Annotated in this window: 18 protein-coding genes and 1 tRNA gene; 5 read left to right on the forward strand and 14 right to left on the reverse strand. The window is 70.0% G+C overall.

Annotated features, from left to right (window positions below; genetic code table 11):
* Positions 1-83 precede the first annotated feature (83 nt).
* Positions 84-794 (reverse strand): purine-nucleoside phosphorylase, encoded by a 711-nt coding sequence (deoD, locus tag ACFQPD_RS12745; protein ID WP_385901109.1) that lies wholly within the window; start codon positions 792-794, stop codon positions 84-86.
* Between the two features lie 64 nt (positions 795-858).
* Positions 859-940: transfer RNA gene (locus ACFQPD_RS12750), tRNA-Tyr, on the reverse strand.
* A 113-nt stretch (positions 941-1,053) separates the two neighbouring features.
* Between ACFQPD_RS12750 and ACFQPD_RS12755 the strand changes: the two genes are divergently transcribed.
* Both ACFQPD_RS12755 and ACFQPD_RS12760 read left to right on the forward strand, forming a co-directional pair.
* Positions 1,054-1,545, forward strand: coding sequence for a YajQ family cyclic di-GMP-binding protein (locus ACFQPD_RS12755; RefSeq protein ID WP_068752609.1), 492 nt, complete (start codon positions 1,054-1,056; stop codon positions 1,543-1,545).
* Between the two features lie 7 nt (positions 1,546-1,552).
* Positions 1,553-2,449, forward strand: a complete 897-nt coding sequence (locus ACFQPD_RS12760; protein WP_385901111.1) for an exodeoxyribonuclease III — start codon at positions 1,553-1,555, stop codon at positions 2,447-2,449.
* Here ACFQPD_RS12760 and mptB read toward each other — a convergent pair.
* From mptB to ACFQPD_RS12780, 4 genes are read right to left on the reverse strand one after another with little or no spacing between them, the layout of a single operon-like run.
* On the reverse strand, positions 2,439-3,917 hold the full coding sequence (gene mptB / locus ACFQPD_RS12765; protein WP_385901113.1) for a polyprenol phosphomannose-dependent alpha 1,6 mannosyltransferase MptB: 1,479 nt from the start codon (positions 3,915-3,917) through the stop codon (positions 2,439-2,441). The two genes, ACFQPD_RS12760 and mptB, sit on opposite strands and share 11 nt — an antisense overlap.
* The gene (locus ACFQPD_RS12770) at positions 3,910-4,239 is read right to left on the reverse strand and encodes a 4Fe-4S binding protein (RefSeq protein WP_385901114.1); all 330 of its coding nucleotides are present in this window, start codon (positions 4,237-4,239) and stop codon (positions 3,910-3,912) included. The genes mptB and ACFQPD_RS12770 overlap by 8 nt, the downstream gene beginning before the upstream one ends.
* On the reverse strand, positions 4,236-4,787 hold the full coding sequence (locus tag ACFQPD_RS12775) for an NADH-quinone oxidoreductase subunit C (RefSeq protein WP_078920166.1): 552 nt from the start codon (positions 4,785-4,787) through the stop codon (positions 4,236-4,238). The genes ACFQPD_RS12770 and ACFQPD_RS12775 overlap by 4 nt, the downstream gene beginning before the upstream one ends.
* Positions 4,771-5,172, reverse strand: coding sequence for an NADH-quinone oxidoreductase subunit B (locus tag ACFQPD_RS12780; RefSeq protein WP_068752613.1), 402 nt, complete (start codon positions 5,170-5,172; stop codon positions 4,771-4,773). Before ACFQPD_RS12780 ends, ACFQPD_RS12775 begins: the two co-directional genes overlap by 17 nt.
* A 110-nt stretch (positions 5,173-5,282) precedes the next feature.
* Between ACFQPD_RS12780 and ACFQPD_RS12785 the strand changes: the two genes are divergently transcribed.
* Genes ACFQPD_RS12785 through ACFQPD_RS12795 form a run of 3 tightly spaced genes read left to right on the forward strand, consistent with a single transcriptional unit; the run spans position 5,283 to position 10,188 of the window.
* The gene (locus ACFQPD_RS12785) at positions 5,283-7,163 is read left to right on the forward strand and encodes a 2-oxoacid:acceptor oxidoreductase subunit alpha (protein ID WP_068752614.1); all 1,881 of its coding nucleotides are present in this window, start codon (positions 5,283-5,285) and stop codon (positions 7,161-7,163) included.
* On the forward strand, positions 7,163-8,203 hold the full coding sequence (locus ACFQPD_RS12790) for a 2-oxoacid:ferredoxin oxidoreductase subunit beta (protein ID WP_385901117.1): 1,041 nt from the start codon (positions 7,163-7,165) through the stop codon (positions 8,201-8,203). The genes ACFQPD_RS12785 and ACFQPD_RS12790 overlap by 1 nt, the downstream gene beginning before the upstream one ends.
* A gap of 35 nt (positions 8,204-8,238) precedes the next feature.
* Positions 8,239-10,188: a M13 family metallopeptidase gene (locus ACFQPD_RS12795; RefSeq protein WP_385901119.1), complete on the forward strand. Its 1,950-nt coding sequence runs from the start codon at positions 8,239-8,241 to the stop codon at positions 10,186-10,188.
* A gap of 303 nt (positions 10,189-10,491) precedes the next feature.
* Here ACFQPD_RS12795 and ACFQPD_RS12800 read toward each other — a convergent pair whose 3' ends face one another.
* From ACFQPD_RS12800 to nuoH, 8 genes are read right to left on the reverse strand one after another with little or no spacing between them, the layout of a single operon-like run.
* The gene (locus ACFQPD_RS12800) at positions 10,492-11,457 is read right to left on the reverse strand and encodes a polyprenyl synthetase family protein (RefSeq protein WP_385901121.1); all 966 of its coding nucleotides are present in this window, start codon (positions 11,455-11,457) and stop codon (positions 10,492-10,494) included.
* A gap of 23 nt (positions 11,458-11,480) precedes the next feature.
* The gene (gene nuoN / locus ACFQPD_RS12805) at positions 11,481-13,055 is read right to left on the reverse strand and encodes an NADH-quinone oxidoreductase subunit NuoN (protein ID WP_385901123.1); all 1,575 of its coding nucleotides are present in this window, start codon (positions 13,053-13,055) and stop codon (positions 11,481-11,483) included.
* Positions 13,052-14,566, reverse strand: a complete 1,515-nt coding sequence (locus ACFQPD_RS12810) for an NADH-quinone oxidoreductase subunit M (protein WP_068752619.1) — start codon at positions 14,564-14,566, stop codon at positions 13,052-13,054. The genes nuoN and ACFQPD_RS12810 overlap by 4 nt, the downstream gene beginning before the upstream one ends.
* 15 nt (positions 14,567-14,581) lie before the next feature.
* Complete coding sequence (gene nuoL, locus ACFQPD_RS12815; protein ID WP_385901233.1) at positions 14,582-16,441, reverse strand: NADH-quinone oxidoreductase subunit L; 1,860 nt, start codon at positions 16,439-16,441, stop codon at positions 14,582-14,584.
* A 55-nt stretch (positions 16,442-16,496) separates the two neighbouring features.
* Positions 16,497-16,796: an NADH-quinone oxidoreductase subunit NuoK gene (gene nuoK / locus ACFQPD_RS12820; RefSeq protein WP_068752620.1), complete on the reverse strand. Its 300-nt coding sequence runs from the start codon at positions 16,794-16,796 to the stop codon at positions 16,497-16,499.
* Positions 16,793-17,614 carry an NADH-quinone oxidoreductase subunit J gene (locus ACFQPD_RS12825; RefSeq protein ID WP_385901125.1) on the reverse strand — a complete coding sequence of 274 codons (822 nt, stop codon included), beginning with the start codon at positions 17,612-17,614 and terminating at the stop codon, positions 16,793-16,795. The genes nuoK and ACFQPD_RS12825 overlap by 4 nt, the downstream gene beginning before the upstream one ends.
* Positions 17,611-18,168, reverse strand: coding sequence for an NADH-quinone oxidoreductase subunit NuoI (gene nuoI / locus ACFQPD_RS12830; protein WP_068752622.1), 558 nt, complete (start codon positions 18,166-18,168; stop codon positions 17,611-17,613). The genes ACFQPD_RS12825 and nuoI overlap by 4 nt, the downstream gene beginning before the upstream one ends.
* A complete protein-coding gene (gene nuoH, locus ACFQPD_RS12835; protein WP_385901127.1) occupies positions 18,168-19,484 on the reverse strand; it encodes an NADH-quinone oxidoreductase subunit NuoH in 1,317 nt (438 codons plus the stop codon). The genes nuoI and nuoH overlap by 1 nt, the downstream gene beginning before the upstream one ends.
* Positions 19,485-19,486: the final 2 nt, after the last annotated feature.

Here is a 19,486-nt window from a genome sequence, read left to right on the forward strand (position 1 = left end):
GACGACCAACCATACACGGACCGCGACGGGCTCGACAAATCCGCCCCGACGTCGCCCTGGAGGGCCGGTCGCGCGGCGCCCGGTCAGCCCTTGAGCGCGGCGATCGCGACCTCGAGGGCGCCCTCGAACAGGGTCTCGCGCTCGTCGGCCGTCAGGTCCGCCGAGCCGTCCTTGAGGTGGTCGGAGACCGTGAGGACGGCGAGGGCCTCGGCCCGGTTGGCCATCGCGCACGCGTAGAGCCCGGCCGCCTCCATCTCGACGCCCAGGGTGCCGAGCCGGTCCAGCGCCGGGATGATGTCGGTGCGCGCGGAGTAGAAGAGGTCGCTGGTGTAGACGGCGCCCACATGGACGGTGCGGTCCTCGGCCCTGGCGAACTCGACGGCGCCGCGCAGCATGTCGTAGGACGCGGCCAGGGACAGCGACACCCCGGGCACGTCGATGGTCGCGACCGCCGAGTTCGTGTGGGCGGCCGCGGCGACGATGACGTCGCGGACGGCGACGTCGGAGGAGATGCCGCCGCACGTGCCGACCCGGCAGATGCGGCGCACGCCATACTGCGAGTAGAGCTCCGTGGCGTAGATCGACAGCGACGGCACTCCCATGCCCGACGCCATGGCGGTCATGGGGACGCCGTCGACCGTGCCGGTCCAGGCGGCGATGCCGCGGACGTCGGACACCAGCCGGACGTCGGCCATCCGGGTCTTCGCGATGCGCTCGGCGCGCCTCGGGTCACCGGGCATGATGACGAGCGGGGCGATGTCCCCCGGCTCACAGGCGATGTGCGGGGTGGCCATCGTCGGCCCCTCTCTGTCGGCAGAAATGACTGAGGCCCCGCACCAATCCGGTTCGGGGCCTCAGTGGCAGGTGTTGGATTTGAACCAACGTAGGCTACGCCGACGGTTTTACAGACCGCTCCCTTTGGCCACTCGGGCAACCTGCCAAGCCGGGCTGTCCCGGCGACGCCCGAGCATAGCAGCGGCTCGCCCGCAGCGCCAACGCGCCCCCTGCTGGCACAATGGCGGGGTCCACCAGATGACCCCAAGGAGGCGCCCCATGGCCGCAGACAGCTCGTTCGACGTCGTCAGCAAGGTCGACCGTCAGGAGGTCGACAACGCCCTCAACCAGGCCGTCAAGGAGGTCGGACAGCGCTTCGACTTCAAGAACACCGACGCGCGGATCGCCTGGTCCGGCGAGTCGATCGAGATGGAAGCGGTGTCCGAGGAGCGGGTCAAGGCGATCCTCGACGTCTTCCAGTCGAAGCTGGTGCGGCGCGGCGTCAGCCTCAAAGCGCTGGAGGCCGGCGAGCCGCGCGTGTCCGGCAAGCTGTGGAAGATCACCGCGACCACGAAGCAGGGCATCAAGCAGGAGGACGCCAAGAAGATCTCCAAGCTGCTGCGCGACGAGGGGCCCAAGGGCGTCAAGTGCCAGATCCAGGGCGAGGAGCTGCGGATCTCCTCGAAGAGCCGCGACGACCTGCAGGAGGCGCAGCGGATGATCAAGGAGGCGGACTACGACTTCGCCGTCCAGTTCGTCAACTACCGCTGACGCCGGGATGCGGATCGGCACCCATAACGTCAACGGCATCCGGGCGGCGCTGCGGCGCGGGTTCCGCCGCTACTGGGACGAGACCGGGGCCGACGTCGTGGCGCTGCAGGAGGTGCGCTGCCGCGTCGACGACCTGCCGCTGGAGGCCTTCGCCGACTATCACGTGACCCTGGACACGGGGCTCCTCCCCGGCCGCAACGGGGTCGCGGTGCTGACCCGGGTGAAGCCGGCCCGGGTGCGCGCGCTGGACGGCACGGCCTACCAGTTCGGCCCTGGTCTCGTCCCCGAGGCGGTCCCGGCCGAGCGGATCGTCAACCGCGACCTGGCGCGCTTCGCCACCGAGGGCCGCTACCTGGAGGTCGACCTCGCGGACGCGCCGGTCAGGGTGGCGTCGCTGTACCTGCCCAAGGGGGCCGCGTGGCCACACGAGGAGGGCTCGGAGGAGAAGTACCTGCGCAAGATGCGGTTCATGCGCGGCTTCGCCCGCCTGCTGACGGCGTCGCGGCGCGAGGCGGCGGCGGAGGGCCGCGAGTTCCTCGTCATGGGCGACTTCAACATCGCGCACACCCGCCAGGACCTGCGCAACTGGCGGACCAACCAGCGCTCCGAGGGCTTCCTCCCCGAGGAGCGCGAGTGGTTCGGCTCCATCCTGGGCGCCCGGAGCCTCGTCGACGTCATGCGCCAGCTCCATCCGGAGGCCGACGGCCCCTACACGTGGTGGTCGTGGCGCGGCCAGGCGTGGACCAACGACGCCGGCTGGCGCATCGACTACCACCTCGCCTCCGCGGCCCTGGCCCGGAGCGCGACGGCGGCCTGGGTCGGCCGGGAGGCGAGCTACGAGGACCGGATCAGCGACCACTCCCCCGTCGTCGCGGACTACGACACGGCGGCCCTCAGACGCTGAGCGGCCGCGGCTCGTCCATGGGCTGGCTGAGCTCGTGGGTGTGCATGATCCAGTACACGGCGCCGAACAGGATGAGCACGAGCATCCACGGCCCGTTGCGCAGCCCGAAGGTCATCGCGGCGAACCCGAGCAGCACCACCGTCACGACGATGGCGAAGCGCAGCGTCTTCGACGACGGGTGCGCCATCGGCAGCAGGACCGCCCCCCACAGCAGGTACCAGGAGTGCAGCGCCGGCGCCGTGAGCGCGAACCACAGTAAGCCGTAGGCGAGGAACGTGAGCGGGCGCCGGCCGAGATGCCGCCACGCCAGCACCGCGATCCCCACAACGCCGACGACGGCCCCGACGGCCCGGCTGACCGTGATCACGGCGCGGCCGCTCGGGTCCCAGCCGAAGGCCGAGGCCGGGAACTGAAACAGGTGGCCGATGAGGGTGAACGGCGACACTGTCTCGGCCATGCCGGGGACGTTGACCGCGTTGATCCAGCCGAACCCCATCCCGGAGACGACCGAGATCCCGGCGAACACCCCCACGGAGAGCGCCAGGGAGGCCAGCGCCTTGAGCGCCGCCCAGGCGAGCGGCCGCGGCCGCCACGACGTCCACGGGGTGACGAGGAACGGCAGCGCCACCGCCGCCATGAAAGCCGGCTGCTTGATGGCCGCCGCCGCTCCGACGACGAGCGCGCCGAGCCACCAGCGCCCCCGCGCCATGGCCACCCAGATGCCGAGCAGCATGAGCCCCACCATGCTCGCGTCGTTATGCGCGCCGCCCACGAAGTCGATGATCAGGATGGGGTTGAGGACGGCGAACCAGCTCGCGGCCGCCGGATCGACGCCGACCCGGCGCGCGATGCGCGGCACCAGGGCGCCGATGAGGATCACCCCGGCCAGGGCAGGGGCCCGCATGAGCACCGCCGAGAGGAACGGGTCGAAGCCGGCCAGGATCACGATGCCGTGGCTCATCCACAGCGACAGCGGGCCGTAGGGGGCTGTCGTCTCCCGCCACACCCACGCGACCTGGTCGGCGTAGTAGCCGGGCAGGATGCCCGGGCCCACCTGATAGGGGCTGAGGTTGTTGTGGATGAGCCAGCCGTGCGCCGCGTAGGAGTACGCGTCGTGGGAGAAGATCGGCGGCCCGAACACCAACGGCGCCGCAACGATCGCCAGGACCGCCCAGTGCCGCAGCTGCGGCTGCCCCATGGCCCGGCGCCGGGCGGGACGCAGCCGGAACCAGGCCTCCAGCAGCAGGGCGAGGCCGAGCAGCGTCGCGACGGTGCCGAGGATCTTCGTCGTGGTGCCGTCGATGCCCCACGCGCGCAGCACATCCCACACGGGAGAGGCCTGGGGCAGGTAGGCGGGGCTGAGCGAGCCGAGCAGGATGCCGAGGCTGCCGAGGAAGCCGAACCACACGGCGCGGGTCGACGCGGCCAGGCGGAGGTCCCGGGTCGCCTGCGCGAGGCGGCTACGCACCACCCTCCTGTCGCGGGGCCAGCTGCTCGCGGCCGTGCAAAAGGTCCTGCAGCCTGTCCGCCGAGGGCACGTGCGCCCCGCCCCACTCCAGCGCCTCCGTCGGGCACTGTTCGATGCAGACTCCGCAGTACATGCACAGGGCCCAGTCGATCTCGAAGGTGTCGAGCACGTTGTGGGTCCGCGGGCGCGCGCCGGGCGCGGGGACGGTCTGTTCCATGTGCGAGGTGAGCGTGATGCACCAGGTGGGGCACTCGCGGGCGCAGATCACGCACGAGGTGCAGCGCTCCTCGATGAGCGCGATGGAGCCGTGGGGGGCGGTCATCGGGCCCTCCTGACGCGCGCGCCGGTGGCAGATAACGCGACATCGGCCGCCGTGGCGGCGGGGTCGGTGAGCACGGCAGGGTCGGGGACCCCCGGAGGGACGAGCTTGCGGCGCGACGGGGACTGGGTCGACTCCCCCGGCTCCAGCGCCCCGGGCCAGTGGCGGGTCTGGCGCGGCTCCAGCAGCACGTCCTTGCGCATGGGCGCGCCCCCGCCGTGGTGGATGAGCGGGCGGTTGTCGCCGCCGAGGAACTCGACGCCGAAGAAGTCGTGCACTTGGCGCTGCAGCCACGCCGCGCCCGGGTAGACGTCCGCGACGTCGGGGAGGCTGGGCGCCTCGCGCGGCACCAGGACGGCGAGGCGGGCCTGTCCGCCGTCGACCGGGTTCTCGACGCGCAGCAGCACCCGGATGTGGTCCGAGCGGCCCACCTCATCGACGGCGGTGAGGGTGACGAGCAGCTCGAAGCCGGCGGCCCGCAGCTCCGCCACCCGCGACTGCCACCGTTCCGGGGCGACCACCTCCACTTGCCGGTCAGTCGAGGAGCTCACGGCGCACCTCCTCCAGGTAGCCGGTCAACGCCTCGGGCGGCGGCGGGCAGCCCGCGATGACGTGGTCGACCGCGACGAGCGACCCCGCCCCCGGCACGACCGAGTAGGAGTCCCAGTACGGCCCGCCGACGCAGGCACACGCCCCGAAGGAGACCACCCGACGGGGGGCCGGCACCGCGTCGAGCACGGCCCGGATCGCCGGCAGCACCGGGTGCGTGATGGTTCCCGACAACGCGACGACGACGGTGGCCCCGGCCGGCACGGCCGACAGCTCCACCGCCGGCCGGCCCTGCGCGGCGGCCTGCGTCTCGAGCGCGCAGCAGGCCAACGGCACGTCGACGACGTAGACGCGCCCGTCGTCGAACCAGTCCCGCGCGGTGAGCATGGGCCGCAGTCTACTTCCGCTCGTTCACTGTCAGCGCAAGCGTGCAGCGGTGGGGATTTCCGGCGGAACCCTAGAATGGCGGGACGTCCCCTGTCGCTGACACTAGGAAGATGAGCCACGTGGCTGAACAGCTCCCCCTCGACCGAGTCGTCATTCGCTTTGCAGGCGATTCCGGCGACGGCATGCAGCTGACGGGCGACCGCTTCACAGCCGAGACGGCGAGCTTCGGCAACGACATCGCGACGCTGCCGAACTTCCCCGCCGAGATCCGCGCTCCTCAGGGGACGCTGCCCGGGGTGTCGAGCTTCCAGCTTCACTTCGCCAACTTCGACATCGTGACGCCCGGCGACGTGCCGGACGTGCTGGTGGCCATGAACCCGGCGGCGCTGAAGGCGAACCTGCGCGACCTGCCGCGCGGCGGCGTCATCATCGTCGACACCGCGGACTTCACCAAGCGCAACCTGGCCAAGATCGGCTGGGCGCACAACCCGCTGGAGGACGGCAGCCTCAGCAACTACTCGGTGCACGCCCTGGACCTGACGGGGCTCGCGACCGGGGCGGTGTCGCAGTTCGACCTCACCCGCAAGGACGCGTCGCGCACCAAGAACATGTTCGCTCTGGGGCTGCTCAGCTGGTTGTACTCGCGGCCCACCGAGGGCACCTTGTCGTTCCTCAGCGAGAAGTTCGCCAAGAAGCCGACGATCCGCGACGCCAACATCGCCGCGTTCAAGGCCGGCTACGCCTACGGCGAGACGACGGAGGCGTTCGAGGTGCGCTACCACGTCGCACCCGCCCCCATGAAGAAGGGCCGCTACCGGCAGATCTCGGGCAACTTGGCCACGGCCTACGGGCTCATCACGGGCGCCCAGAAGGCCGGGCTGCAGCTGTTCCTCGGGTCCTACCCGATCACGCCGGCCTCCGACATCCTGCACGAGCTGTCGCGGCGCAAGGACCTGGGCGTCATGACGTTCCAGGCCGAGGACGAGATCGCGGGCGTCGGCTCCGCCATCGGCGCGTCCTTCGCAGGCGCGCTCGGCGTGACGACGACGTCGGGCCCCGGCATGGCGCTCAAGGGCGAGGCGATCGGCCTGGCGGTCATGACCGAGCTGCCGCTGGTCATCGTCAACGTTCAGCGCTCTGGCCCGTCGACGGGCATGCCCACCAAGACGGAGCAGGCGGACCTCATGCAGGCCCTGTACGGCCGAAACGGCGAGGCCCCGGTCCCTGTGCTGGCGGCCAAGTCCGCGGCCGACTGCTTCGACACGGCCATCGAGGCGTGCCGGATCGCGGTCACGTACCGCACGCCCGTCATCATGTTGTCGGACGGCTACCTCGCCAACGGCGCGGAGCCGTGGCGGCTGCCGGACCTGTCGGCGATCCCGGCCATCGAGCCCGGCTTCGCCACCGCCGTCAACGCCACCGACGACGCCGGTAAGGACGCCTTCCACCCCTACGAGCGCGATCCCGAGACCCTGGCCCGCGCCTGGGCCGTTCCGGGGACGCCGGGGCTGGAACACCGCATCGGCGGCATCGAGAAGGCCGCCCGCACCGGCAACGTGTCGTACGACCCGGACAACCACGAGTACATGACCCGCACCCGGCAGGCCAAGATCGACGGGATCGTGCGCGACATCCCCGATATCGCCGTCGAGGACCCGAGCGGCAGCGCCCGCGTGCTGGTCCTCGGCTGGGGGTCGACGTTCGGTCCTATCACCGCCGCCGCGCGCCGCGTCCGGCTCAGCGGCCGCGCCGTCGCCACCGCTCACCTGCGGCACCTCAACCCCATGCCCGCCAACCTCGGCGAGGTCCTGCGCGCCTACGACAAGGTGGTGGTCCCGGAGATGAACCTCGGTCAGCTCGCCACCATCCTGCAGGCGCGCTACCTCGTCGAGATCTCGAGCTACTCGCGCGTCCGCGGCCTGCCGATCTCGCTCAGCGAGCTCGAGGTGGACCTCATCGCCGAGATCGACGCCCTCCAGGAGGAGAACTGATGACTGCCAACGGCCTGGCCGGAGTGCCGCTCGCCCTCGAGCCGCTCAGCAAGAAGGACTACACCAGCGACCAGGAGGTCCGCTGGTGCCCGGGTTGCGGCGACTACGCCGTGTTGTCGACGTTCCAGTCGATGGTGGCCACGCTGGGCATCAAGCGCGAGAACACCGTCATCGTCTCGGGCATCGGCTGCTCGTCGCGGTTCCCGTACTACGTCGACACGTACGGCATGCACTCGATCCACGGGCGCGCGCCGGCGATCGCGACCGGTGTCGCGGTGACCCGGCCGGACCTCAACGTCTGGGTCGTGACCGGCGACGGCGACGCGCTGTCGATCGGCGGCAACCACCTCATCCACGCGCTGCGCCGCAACGTCAACATCACGATCCTGCTGTTCAACAACCGCATCTACGGGCTGACGAAGGGCCAGTACTCGCCGACGTCGGAACTCGGCAAGGTGACGAAGTCCACGCCCTACGGGTCCCTGGACACCCCATTCAACCCGGTGTCGCTGGCGCTGGGCGCCGAGGCCGGCTTCGTGGCGCGGACCATCGACTCGGACCGTGCGCACCTGACGCAGGTGTTGACGGCGGCCGCGCAGCACCGCGGGGCCGCGCTGGTCGAGATCTACCAGAACTGCCCGATCTTCAACGACGACGCCTTCGCGACGCTGAAGAGCCCCGACGGCGCGCTCATCCAGCTGCGGCACGGGGAACCGATCGTGTTCGGCGGCGGTCGGTTCTGCGTCGTCCGCGACGCCGACGGCGACATCCGCGTCGCGGAGACCGAGACGGCGGACCCGGAGCGCATCGTCGTGCACGACGAGACGCGCGCCGACCCGTCGCAGGCGTTCGCGCTGTCGCGACTGACGGAGGCGGGCGTGCTGCGGCAGGCCCCGATCGGGATCTTCCGCCGGGTGCCGCGCCCCGCCTACGACGACCTCGTGCGCGAGCAGATCGGCGCCGTGCGGGCCGAGGACCAGGCCGCGGCGCTCGCCGCTGTCATCGCGGGCCAGGACACATGGGAGGCCGACGAGCGCTGACCTCAGCCCTTCGTCGGCTCGCTAGGCTGGCGCGCATGACTGCTGCCATCGCCTTCGAGCACTTCGACCGCGGGGTCCGCCCGCAGGACGACCTCTTCCGCCACGTCAACGGAACCTGGCTGAGCACCGCGCCCATCGCGCCGGACCGCTCCTCGGCCGGCGGCTTCGTGGATCTCGCCGAACAGGCCGAGAAGGATGTGCTGGCGCTCATCGAGGGTCTCCCGGCCGCGGATCCCGCGACCGACGAGGGCAAGGTCGCGACGCTGTACCGGGCGTTCATGGACGTCGAGGCTGTGGACGCGCTCGGGGCCACCCCGCTGCGGCCGGTGTTCGACGCGATCGACGCCGTCGACTCCCCCGCGGCGCTGGCCCGGCACCTCGGCTGGTCGCTGCGGCACGGCCTCAGCCCGCTGGTTCACCTCTACGAGGAGTCCGACCCGGGTGATCCGACGCGCTACGCCGTGTTCTCGTCGCAGGGCGGGCTGGGCCTGCCCGACGAGGCCTACTACCGCGAGGACGCCCACGCCGAGATCCGCGCGAAGTACGTCGACCACGTCGCCCGCGTCCTCGGCTTGGCGGGGCTGCAGGACCCGTCCGAGCAGGCGCGCGCCGTCATGGAGCTCGAGACCGCCATCGCCGCTCAGCATTGGGACCGCGTCCGCTGCCGCGACCTGCGCGCGATGTACAACCCGACGTCCTACGACGACGTGGTGGCGATGTCGCCCGGGTTCGACTGGGACGCCTTCGTCGACGGCGCCGGCATCCCGCGGGAGAAGCTGGCCGAGGTGATCGTGGCCCAGCCGTCGTTCCTCGAGGGCGTGGCGCCGCTGCTGGGCTCGCATCCGCTGGACGCCTGGCGCAGCTGGGCCCGCTGGAAGGCGGTCTCGGGCCTGTCGCCCTACCTGTCGGCGGAGTTCGTCGAGGCGCGCTTCGACTTCTACGAGCGGACCCTCAACGGCAACGAGGAACAGCGGCCGCGGTGGAAGCGCGGCATCGCTTTCGTCGAGGGCGTCGTCGGCGAGGCCGTCGGGCGCCTCTACGTGGAGCGCCACTTCCAGCCCGAGAAGAAGGCCGCGATGGACGCCCTGGTGGGGCACCTGCTGGCCGCCTACCGGGAGTCGATCGAGCGGCTGACGTGGATGACCGACGAGACGCGCGCCGAGGCGCTGCGCAAACTCGCCCAGTTCACCCCGAAGGTGGGCTACCCCGACACGTGGCGCGACTACTCGTCGCTGGCGGTGACGCCGGGTGACCTCGTCGCCTGCGTGCTCGCCGCGAACTCGTTCGAGCTGGACTACACGCTCAGCCGGATCGGCGGGCCGGTCGACCCCGACGAGTGGCAGATGTTCCCGCAGACCGTCAACGCCTACTACCACCCGCTGCGCAACGAGATCGTCTTCCCCGCGGCGATCCTGCAGCCGCCGTTCTTCAACGCGGACGCCGACGACGCCATCAACTTCGGCGCGATCGGCGCCGTGATCGGGCACGAGATCGGCCACGGCTTCGACGACAAGGGCTCGACCTGCGACGGCGACGGGCGCCTGCGGGACTGGTGGCAGCCCGCCGACCGGGAGGCCTTCGAGGCCCTCGCCGACCGGCTCGTCGGTCAGTACGACGGGCTCGTGCCCGAGGGCGTCGACGGCGGCTCCGTCAACGGCAAGCTCACCGTCGGGGAGAACATCGGCGACCTGGGCGGGCTGGGCATCGCCTACCAGGCGTGGCTGCTCGCCGGCGGCGACCCCGATGGCGACCCCGTCGACGGGCTGACGCCCGCGCAGCGGTTCTTCGTCGGCTGGGCCCAGGCGTGGCGCGGAAAGCGCCGCCCCGAGGCGATGAAGGTGCTGCTGGCCACCGACCCGCACTCGCCCAACGAGTTCCGCTGCAACCAGATCGTGCGGAACCTCGACGCGTTCTACGAGGCGTTCGACGTCGCGCCCGACGACGCCCTCTGGCTGCCGGAGCAGGACCGCGTCGCCATCTGGTGACCCCGCGCCTCCCCCGGCACGACACGCCGTGAAACTTCGCCGTCGACGTCGTTTCAGACGGTCGACGGCGGAGTTGGCCTGTCATTCGTGCTCATGACTGCCGACGTCCTCGCTCGCTGAGGTCTCGTCCGACGGGGCGGGCGGCGGCTGAACCCTCCTCGGCCGTCGGCACGAATGACAGCCCAACTGGCACGTCGACCCTCTCCACGGCGTCGGGACCGGAGTTCCACGGCGTGTCGTGCCGGGGGGCCGCCGCGGGTCGCTGGGGCCGGGCGGGGCGTGGGGCGTGTCAGGCGGGCGGGGTCAGGCCGTGCGGTCCACCAGGTCCGTGCAGACCTTGAGCAGCGCATCCTTCGCCTCGCCGTCGGGCAGGGGCGCCAGGTGGGCTCGCGCGACGTCCGCACGCCGCTCGACCTCTGCCTTCGCCCGGCCCATGACAGGATGCGTGCGCAGCCGGCGCAGGACATCGGCCAGCACCGCGTCGTCGCTGAGGTCGCCGTCGATGAGCGCCAGCAGTTCGGCGTCCGCCGGGTCGTTTTCCGCCCGCAACATCAGGACCGGCAGCGTCGGGACCCCCTCGCGGAGATCCGTGCCGGGGGTCTTGCCCGTCTTGGTCGACGTGATGTCGATGAGGTCGTCCGACAGCTGGAACACCAGGCCGACCTCCTCGCCGAACGCCGCCAGCGCCTCCAGGACCGCCCGGTCCGCGCCGGCCACCATGCCGCCGAACAGCGCCGACGCCGCGATGAGGGACCCCGTCTTGTCGGCGATCACCTGGATGTAGTGCGCCAACGGGTCCTCGTCGGGGCCCGGCCCCTTGGTCTCGGCGATCTGGCCCTGCACGAGCCGGGCGAAGGTCTCGGCCTGCAGGGCCACATATTCGACGCCCAGTTCCGCGACCGTCGTCGAGGCCCGCGCGAACAGGTAGTCCCCGACCAGGATCGCCACCGAGTTTCCCCAGAGCCGGTTGGCCGACGGCGCCCCGCGCCGCAGGTCCGCCATGTCCATGACGTCGTCGTGGTACAGGCTCGCCACGTGAGTGAGCTCCATCACGAGCGCCGCCCGCATCAGATCGTCCTCGTCGACCGCCCCGCCGAAGCGCGCGGCCAGGAACACGAGCAGCGGCCGGAACCGCTTGCCGCCGGCGGCGATGATGTGCCGCGACGCCTCCGTCACGAACGGCGACCCCGCGACAGCGGTGGCGACCAAGCGCTCCTCGAACGTGTCGAGGAGCGCGGTCAGGTGCTCATCGAGCGTGGCGTCCGCCACAGGGGATCTCCTCGTCTCAGGGCTCAGCGGATGAACTGTGCCGCGTCGGCCAGGAGGCCGAGGATACCGCCGGGGATGAGGCCGAGCACCACGGTCGCCACGGCGGAGACCACGAGCACGGACCACGTCCACAGGGACGGCGTCTCGACCGTGCCGACGACCGCCTCGTCCGCATCCTGGAACCACATGGCCGCGACGACCTTGAGGTAGAAGAAGGCGGCGATGACGCTCACCACCACGGCGACGAGCACGAGCCAACCGTAGCCGCCCGCCCACGCCGACGCGAACACGGCGAGTTTCCCGACGAAGCCCGCGGTCAGCGGGATGCCGGCGAAGGACAGCATGAACACCGTCATGAGTGCGGCGAGCACCGGGTTGCGGCGGCCGAGGCCCTTCCATGCGTCGAGGTTGTTCGCCTCACCACCCGCGCGGCGCACCATCATGATGATGGCGAACGCGCCGAAGGTGGCCATGCCGTAGGTCAGCAGGTAGAAGGCGATCGCCCCCACCGACGACAGGCTCACGTCGTCGCCGGCCTGCACCGCGCCGACGACACCCACGAGGATGAAGCCCGCGTGCGCGATCGACGAGTACGCCAGCAGCCGCTTGATGTCGTTCTGCGCCAGCGCGACCGTGGAGCCCAGCAGCATCGTGAGGATGGCGACCACCGCGAACAGCAGCTGCCAGTCCCAGCGCAGACCGCCGAGGCCGACGTAGAAGACGCGCAGCAGCGCCGCGACGGCGGCGGTCTTCGTGGCCACCGCCATGAAGCCGGTGACCGGCGAGGGGGCGCCCATGTAGACGTCCGGGGTCCACGCGTGGAAGGGCACCGCACCGATCTTGAACAGCAGGCCCACCGAGGTGAGCAGCATGCCCAGGAGCAGCAGCGGCTGGCTGCCGGCGCCGGCCGTGATGGCCGCGTCGATGTCGGCGAGCTGGAAGCCGCCGGCGTAGCCGTAGAGCAGCGCGACGCCGTAGAGCATGATCGCCGAGGCCAGCGAGCCGAGGAGGAAGTACTTGAGCGCGGCCTCCTGGCTGAGCAGCCGGCGACGCCGCGCCATGCCGGTGAGCAGGTACAGCGGCAGCGAGAAGATCTCGACGGCGACGAACAGCGTCAGCGTGTCGTTGGCGGCGGCGAAGATCATCATGCCGAACAGCGAGAACAGCAGGAGCGGGAAGATCTCGGTGTGCTCCCGGCGCAGCTTGTCGGCCTCCCGCTCGAGCGGCGAGCCCGGCACCGTGGCGGCCGACGACGCGAACGCGGACTGCCCCGCGCCGACGCCGCGTTCGGCGAACAGCGCGACACCGCCCAGCCCGAAGACCAGCAGGAGCGTCCAGAACAGGTACGCGGGGCCGTCGACGGCGATGACGCCCATCGCGGCGATCTGCGGCGCGGCCTGGATCCAGTTGAGGACCGTGAGGCCGAGCGCCACGACGACCGCCAGCGCGGCCAGCGCCGCCTGAATGACGTAGCGCAGGTCGCGGGGCACGAGCGCCTCGACCAGCACGCCGAGGCAGGCGGCGGCCAGGATCACCAGCAGCGGCGACAGCAGCATCCACTCCAGAGTGGGAGCAGCGATCTCCAACACGTTGATCATCGGTTGCCTTCCTTGACCTGCGGGGCGGGGTCCTCGACGCCGACGATCGCCATCGTCTCCATGGCCGTCTCGTCAGCCAGGGCCAGCACCGGCTTCGGCACGAACCCGAAGACGATGAGGAGGATGAGGAGCGGGGCCACGACGGCCTTCTCGCGGGCGCTGAGGTCGTGGGTGACGTGGGTGGCGACCTGCTCGGTCACCGGGCCGGTCATGGTGGTCTTGTACATGCGCAGCACGTAGACGGCCGCGAGCACCATGCCCAAGGTGATGACGACGGTGTAGACCGGGAACCGCTGCCAGGCGCCGGCCATGACGAGGAACTCGGAGACGAAGCTGCCCATGCCCGGCAGCGCCAGGGCCGACAGCCCCGACATCAGCAGGACGCCGGCCAGGACGGGGGCCACCTTCTGCACGCCGCCGAAGGCGTCTATGTGCTGCGAGCCGCGGCGCCGGATCATGAACCCGACGACGAGGAACAGCGCCGCGGTCGACAGTCCGTGGTTGAACATGTAGAAGATCGAGCCGCTGATCGACTGCGTCGTCAGGGCGAAGATGCCGAACACCATGAACCCGAAGTGGCTGACCGAGGTGTAGGACACCAGCCGCAGCAGGTCCGTGGCGCCGAACGCCATGAACGCGCCGTAGAGCACCGACACGATCGCCCACACGAGGATCACGGGGGTCGCCCACTGGCTGGCCTCCGGGAACGCGGTGAGGCAGATCTTCAGCATCCCGAAGGTGCCGATCTTGTCGAGCACGCCCACCAGCAGCGTCGAGGTGCCGGGCGTCGACTGCTCGGCTGCGTCGGGCAGCCATGTGTGCAGGCCCGCCATCGGGGCCTTGACGGCGAACGCGAAGAAGAACCCTGCGAACAGCCAGCGCGCCGTCGTGGTGCTCATCTCGGCGCCGACGAGGTCGCCTATGAGGAAGCTCGGGCTGCCGGCCGCCGCGGTCACCGCGTAGACGCCGGCGACGGCGACCAGCATGACGAGGCCGCCCGCGAGCGAGTAGAGCAGGAATTTCAGTGCGGCTGCGGACCTCTTCGGGCCACCGAACCCGCCGATGAGGAAGTAGGTCGGGATCAGTGTCGCCTCGAAGGCCACGTAGAACAGGAGGATGTCGGAGGCCATGAACACGAACAGCGCGAACGACTGCAGCATGAGGGCCAGCGCCATGAAGGCGGTCCCGCTCCAGCGCGCTCCGGGCGTCTCGCCGACGCGCCACTCGGCCAGCAGGACGACGGGCACCAGGATGACGGTCATGAGCACGAGGATCGCGCCCATGCCGTCGAGGTCGAGGGCGTAGTGGGCGCCGATCTGCGGGATCCACGCCACCTCCTCGGCCAGCGGGACACCCTGCGCCTGCAGGACGACGGCGAGCACGCCGAGGACCGCGGTGGTCAGGGCGATGCCGTAGCCGATGAGGCGCCCGGCCTGGCCCTTGACGAGGAACAGCACCAGTGAGCCGACGAGCGGCACGAGGGCAAGGATGGTCAGTAGAGGCAATGGCATGTCTTCTTGGTCTCCTTAGCCCAGCTGCCCGAGGATCACGACGATCGCGAGGACGAGGAGGCCCACCCCGAGGGTCAGGCCGTAGCTACGCACGTAGCCGTTCTGGCCGCGACGCAGCCACGCACCGAGGCCGCTGGCCACCGTCGCGCTGCCCATGGCGACACCGTCGACGGCGCCGCGGTCGAACCAGGCGAGCCCCGACGCGAGGCCCTTGGCGGGACGCACGACGGCGTACTCGTTGAAGGCGTCGCCGTACAGGTCGTTGCGGCCGGCCAGCACCAGCACGTTGCCGGTGGCCGGGGCGTCGACGGGGATGTCGCGACGGTGCAGCCACCAGCCGATCAGCACACCGACGGCCACGACGGCGAGCGTCAGCAGGCCGACGGGGGTGAAGGTGAGCAGCCCCGTCTCGTGCGGATGCTGCCCGGTCGACTCCTCGAGCCAGCCCTGGATCCAGCCGTTCAAGAACAGGCCGGCGACGATGGACAGCACCGCCAGGATGATCAGCGGCACCGTCATGACGGCCGGCGACTCGTGCGGGTGAACGTCCTTCTCCCAGCGCTTGGCGCCGAAGAACGTCATCATCATCAGGCGCGTCATGTAGTAGGCGGTCACCCCGGCGCCGATGAGGGCCAGGACACCGATGAGGGTGTTCTCGTGGAACGCCGCCTCGATGATGTGGTCCTTCGAGTAGAAGCCCGAGGTGAACGGGAAGCCGATGATGGCGAGGTAGCCCATCGCGAAGGTGAAGAACGTGATGCGCATGGACTTCGCCAGCGCTCCGTAGTGGCGCATGTTGACGTCGTCGTTCATGCCGTGCATGACCGAGCCGGCGCCGAGGAACATGTTGGCCTTGAAGAAGCCGTGCGTCAGCAGGTGGAAGATGGCGAACGAGGCGCCTGCGGGGCCGAGGCCGGCCGCGAGCATCATGTAGCCGATCTGCGACATCGTGGAGCCGGCCAGCACCTTCTTGATGTCGTCCTTGAACGAGCCGATCCACGCGCCCGCCAGCAGCGTGACCGTGCCGACGATCGCGACGGCGGTCGTGGCGACCTCCGTCTGGGCGTAGATGGCGTTGGACCGCACCACGAGGTAGACGCCCGCCGTGACCATGGTGGCGGCGTGGATGAGGGCGGACACCGGGGTCGGGCCCTCCATGGCGTCCAGCAGCCACGACTGCAGCGGCACCTGCGCGGACTTGCCGCACGCACCCAGGAGCAGGAACAGACCGATCAGCGTTGCCCAGGCGGGGCTCAAGGACTCGGCGCCGGCGTTGACGTCGGCGAACTTCACGCTGCCGAACATGGCCAGCATGGTGAAGATCGCCATCGACAGGCCGAGGTCGCCGACGCGGTTGACGATGAACGCCTTGTTGCCGGCGGCGGCGGCCGACGGCTTGTGCGCCCAGAACGAGATGAGCAGGAACGACGCGAGGCCGACGCCCTCCCAGCCCAGGAACAGGACCAGGTAGTTGTTCGCCAGCACCAGCGTCAGCATCGCGGCGATGAACAGGTTGAGGTAGGCGAAGAAGCGGCGTCGCCGATCGTCGTGCGCCATGTAGCCGATGGAGTAGACGTGGATGAGGGAGCCGACACCGGTGATCAGCAGGACGAACAGGATCGACAGCGGGTCGACCAGCAGCCCGAACTCGATCGACCACGACCCGGTCGCGATCCACTCGTAGACCGTCACGTCGATGTGCCGCGCGTCCTCGGCCGAGCCCAGCAGCTGCACGAACAGCACCAGCCCGAGCACGAAGGAGACGATGGGTGCGGCGGTCGCGAGCAGGTGGCCCCAGGCATCCGTGAGGCGCCCGGCGAGCAGCAGGAACGCTGCCCCGGCGAGCGGGACGGCGATGAGCAGCCAGGACATCATGCCGGCCCCGGACAGGGCGGACACGCTTTCGAGGAGTTGCACGGTTGAGGACCCCTTAGAACTTCATCAGGTTGGCGTCGTCGACCGAGGCCGAGCGGCGGGCACGATACACGGCCACGATGATCGCGAGGCCGACGACGACCTCTGCCGCGGCCACGACCATCACGAAGAAGGCGGCGATGAGGCCGTCCAGGTTGCCGTGGTAGTTCGCGAACGCGACGAACGCGAGGTTCGTGGCGTTGAGCATCAGCTCGATGCTCATGAACACGATGATCGCGTTGCGGCGCAGGAGGAAGCCCGCGACGCCGATGGCGAACAGGATGGCCGAGAGAACCAGGTAGCCCTCGGGGTTCATTCGTCGTCTCCTTCGACCTCGTCGGTGCGCCCCGCGATGGCGGAGTAGGCGCTGGTGGTGGGTGCGCGGAGCTCGTCGACGTCCACGATGACGCCGCGCATGGCCAGCGTCTTGGAGATGGAGTTCTCCGCGACGGAGCCATCGGGCAGCAGCGCCGGCGTCGAGATCGCGTTGTGCCGGGCGAAGACGCCGGAGCTGGGCAGCGGACCGGGGTGGGTGCCGTCCTCGGCGTACGCCCGGACGCGGTCCTGCAGCATCTCGGGCTGGGTCCGCTTGCGCTTGAGCTCCTCGCCGTGGGCCAGGATCATCGCGCCAACGGCCGCCGTGATCAGCAGCGCCGCCGTCGCCTCGAAGATGAACACGTACTTCGAGAACAGCAACGCAGCGATCGACTGGATGTTGCCGCCGTACTGCGCGTTGGCCGCCTCCAGGCCCGCGGGCGCCCCGCCGACGGCGAACTGGCCGACGCCGAGGATGAGCAGCAGGCCGACGCCGAGCGCGACGAGCGCCGACGAGACCCGGTGGCCCTTGATCGTCTCGACGACCGAGTCGGTGGAGTCGACACCGACCAGCATGACGACGAACAGGAACAGCATGAGGATCGCGCCCGTGTAGACGATGATCTGGATCACGAAGAGGAACGGGGCGTCGTTGGCCGCGTAGAGCACGGCCAGGCTCACCATCACGCCGGCCATGGAGATGGCCGAGTGCACCGGCTTGCGCGACAGGAGGAGCCCGAGGGCGCACAGCACCGCGATCGGGGCGCACACCCAGAAGGCGACCTCGCTGGCGGTCACCAGCGGGATGAGGGGGATCATCGGGCCGCTCCTGTCGTCGTGGCGGTGCGCGTGTCGGGCTTGCCGGTCTCGGGCAGGCCGAGGAAGTAGACCTTCTCGTCGTCGCCCAGGCGGCGCGGGTGCGGCGGCTCTTCCATGCCGGTGAGCAGCGGGGCCAGGAGGTCCTGTTTCTCGTAGATGAGCTTGAGCCGCGTGTCGTCGGAGATCTTGAACTCGTTCGTCATCGTGAGCGCGCGCGTCGGGCAGGCCTCGATGCACAGGCCGCAGAAGATGCAGCGCAGGTAGTTGATCTGGTAGACGCGGCCGTAGCGCTCGCCGGGCGAGTAGCGGTCGTCGTCGGTGTTGTCGGCGCCCTCCACGTAGATGGCGTCAGCGGGACAGGCCCACGCGCAGAGCTCACAGCCCACACACTTCTCGAGCCCGTCCGGCCAGCGGTTGAGCTGGTGCCGGCCGTGGAAGCGCGGCATCGTGACCTTCTCCGCGCCCTTCTTGTGCGGGTACGACTGCGTGAACGTCTTGCGGAACATCGTGTTGAACGTGACGCCGAAACCGGCCCACGGATCGAGCAGTCCCATCAGAAATCCTTCCGTTCTGCGGTGGCCTCGGCCATGGGCGTCTCGTCGCGTCCGGACACGACACCGGCGAGCTCGGGCAGCAGCTGGCCCGGCCGCGGCGGCGTCGGGTAGCCGCCGGCGAAGGGATCGTAGACCTGGTCCTCGACGGCCACCGGATGCTCGGGCTCGGCGGCGACCGCGTCCGCCCGCCAGACCTGGATGAGGTAGAGCGCCACGAAGAGCGCCAGCCCCAGCCCGATGGTGTAACCCGGCGCGATCGCGATCATGAGGATCCACACCAGCGAGATCGGGATGAGCCGCTTCCAGCCGAGGTCCATGAACTGGTCATAGCGGAAGCGCGGCAGCGTGCCGCGCAGCCACACGAACACCGAGATCAGCAGCTGCACCTTGATCATGAAGAACACGGGCCCGAACCACGGGTTGTTGAACAACGGGATGAGGTTCAGCGGCCACGGCGGCAGGTATCCGCCGAGGAACAGCGTGGTGCACACCGCGGACACGGTGGCCATGTTGATGTACTCGGCGAGGAAGAACATCGCGTAGCGGAAGCCGGAGTACTCCGTCAGGTAGCCGGAGACGAGCTCCGATTCACACTCGGGCAGGTCGAAGGGGGCACGGTTGGTCTCGCCGACCATCGAGATGCTGTAGATGACGAACGACGGGAACAGCAAGATGGCGTACCAGCCGGTGATGCCCGGGTCGAAGGTCATGTCGGTGAACGGCACCCGGAACAGGATCGTCTGGCGCTGCGCCTCCACGATCTGCGAGGTGGACATGGTGCCCGCCATGAGGAACACCGCCACCATCGACAGGCCCATGGCGATCTCGTAGGAGATCATCTGCGCCGTGGACCGGATGGACCCGAGGAACGAGTAGGTGGAGTTGCCCGCCCAGCCGGCCAGCACGATGCCGTAGATGCCGATGGACGCGATGGCGAGGATGAACAGCGTCGACACCGGCAGGTCGGTCACCTGCAGGCGGGTCGTCACGCCGAACATCTCGACCTCACCGCCGAACGGGATGACCGTCCAGGTCGTGAAGGCCGCGACACCCGTGAGGATCGGCGCCAGGTTGAACACCCACTTGTCGGCGTTCTTCGGCCGGAAGTCCTCCTTGGCCAGCAGCTTGGCGCCGTCGGCGAGGGCCTGACCGAGCCCGAAGGGGCCGTTCATGATCGGGCCGAGGCGGTGCTGCATCTTGCCGACGAGGCGCCGCTCGTACCAGACGTTGAAGATGGTCCACACCAGGAGGATGACGAACACCGCCACCACCTTGATGAGGATCAGCCACCAGGGATCCTGGAAGAAGATGTTCATGG

It is taken from the genome of Tessaracoccus sp. O5.2 (assembly GCF_964266725.1).
In the GTDB taxonomy this organism is placed as follows: Bacteria; Actinomycetota; Actinomycetes; order Propionibacteriales; family Propionibacteriaceae; genus Arachnia; species Arachnia lapidicapta.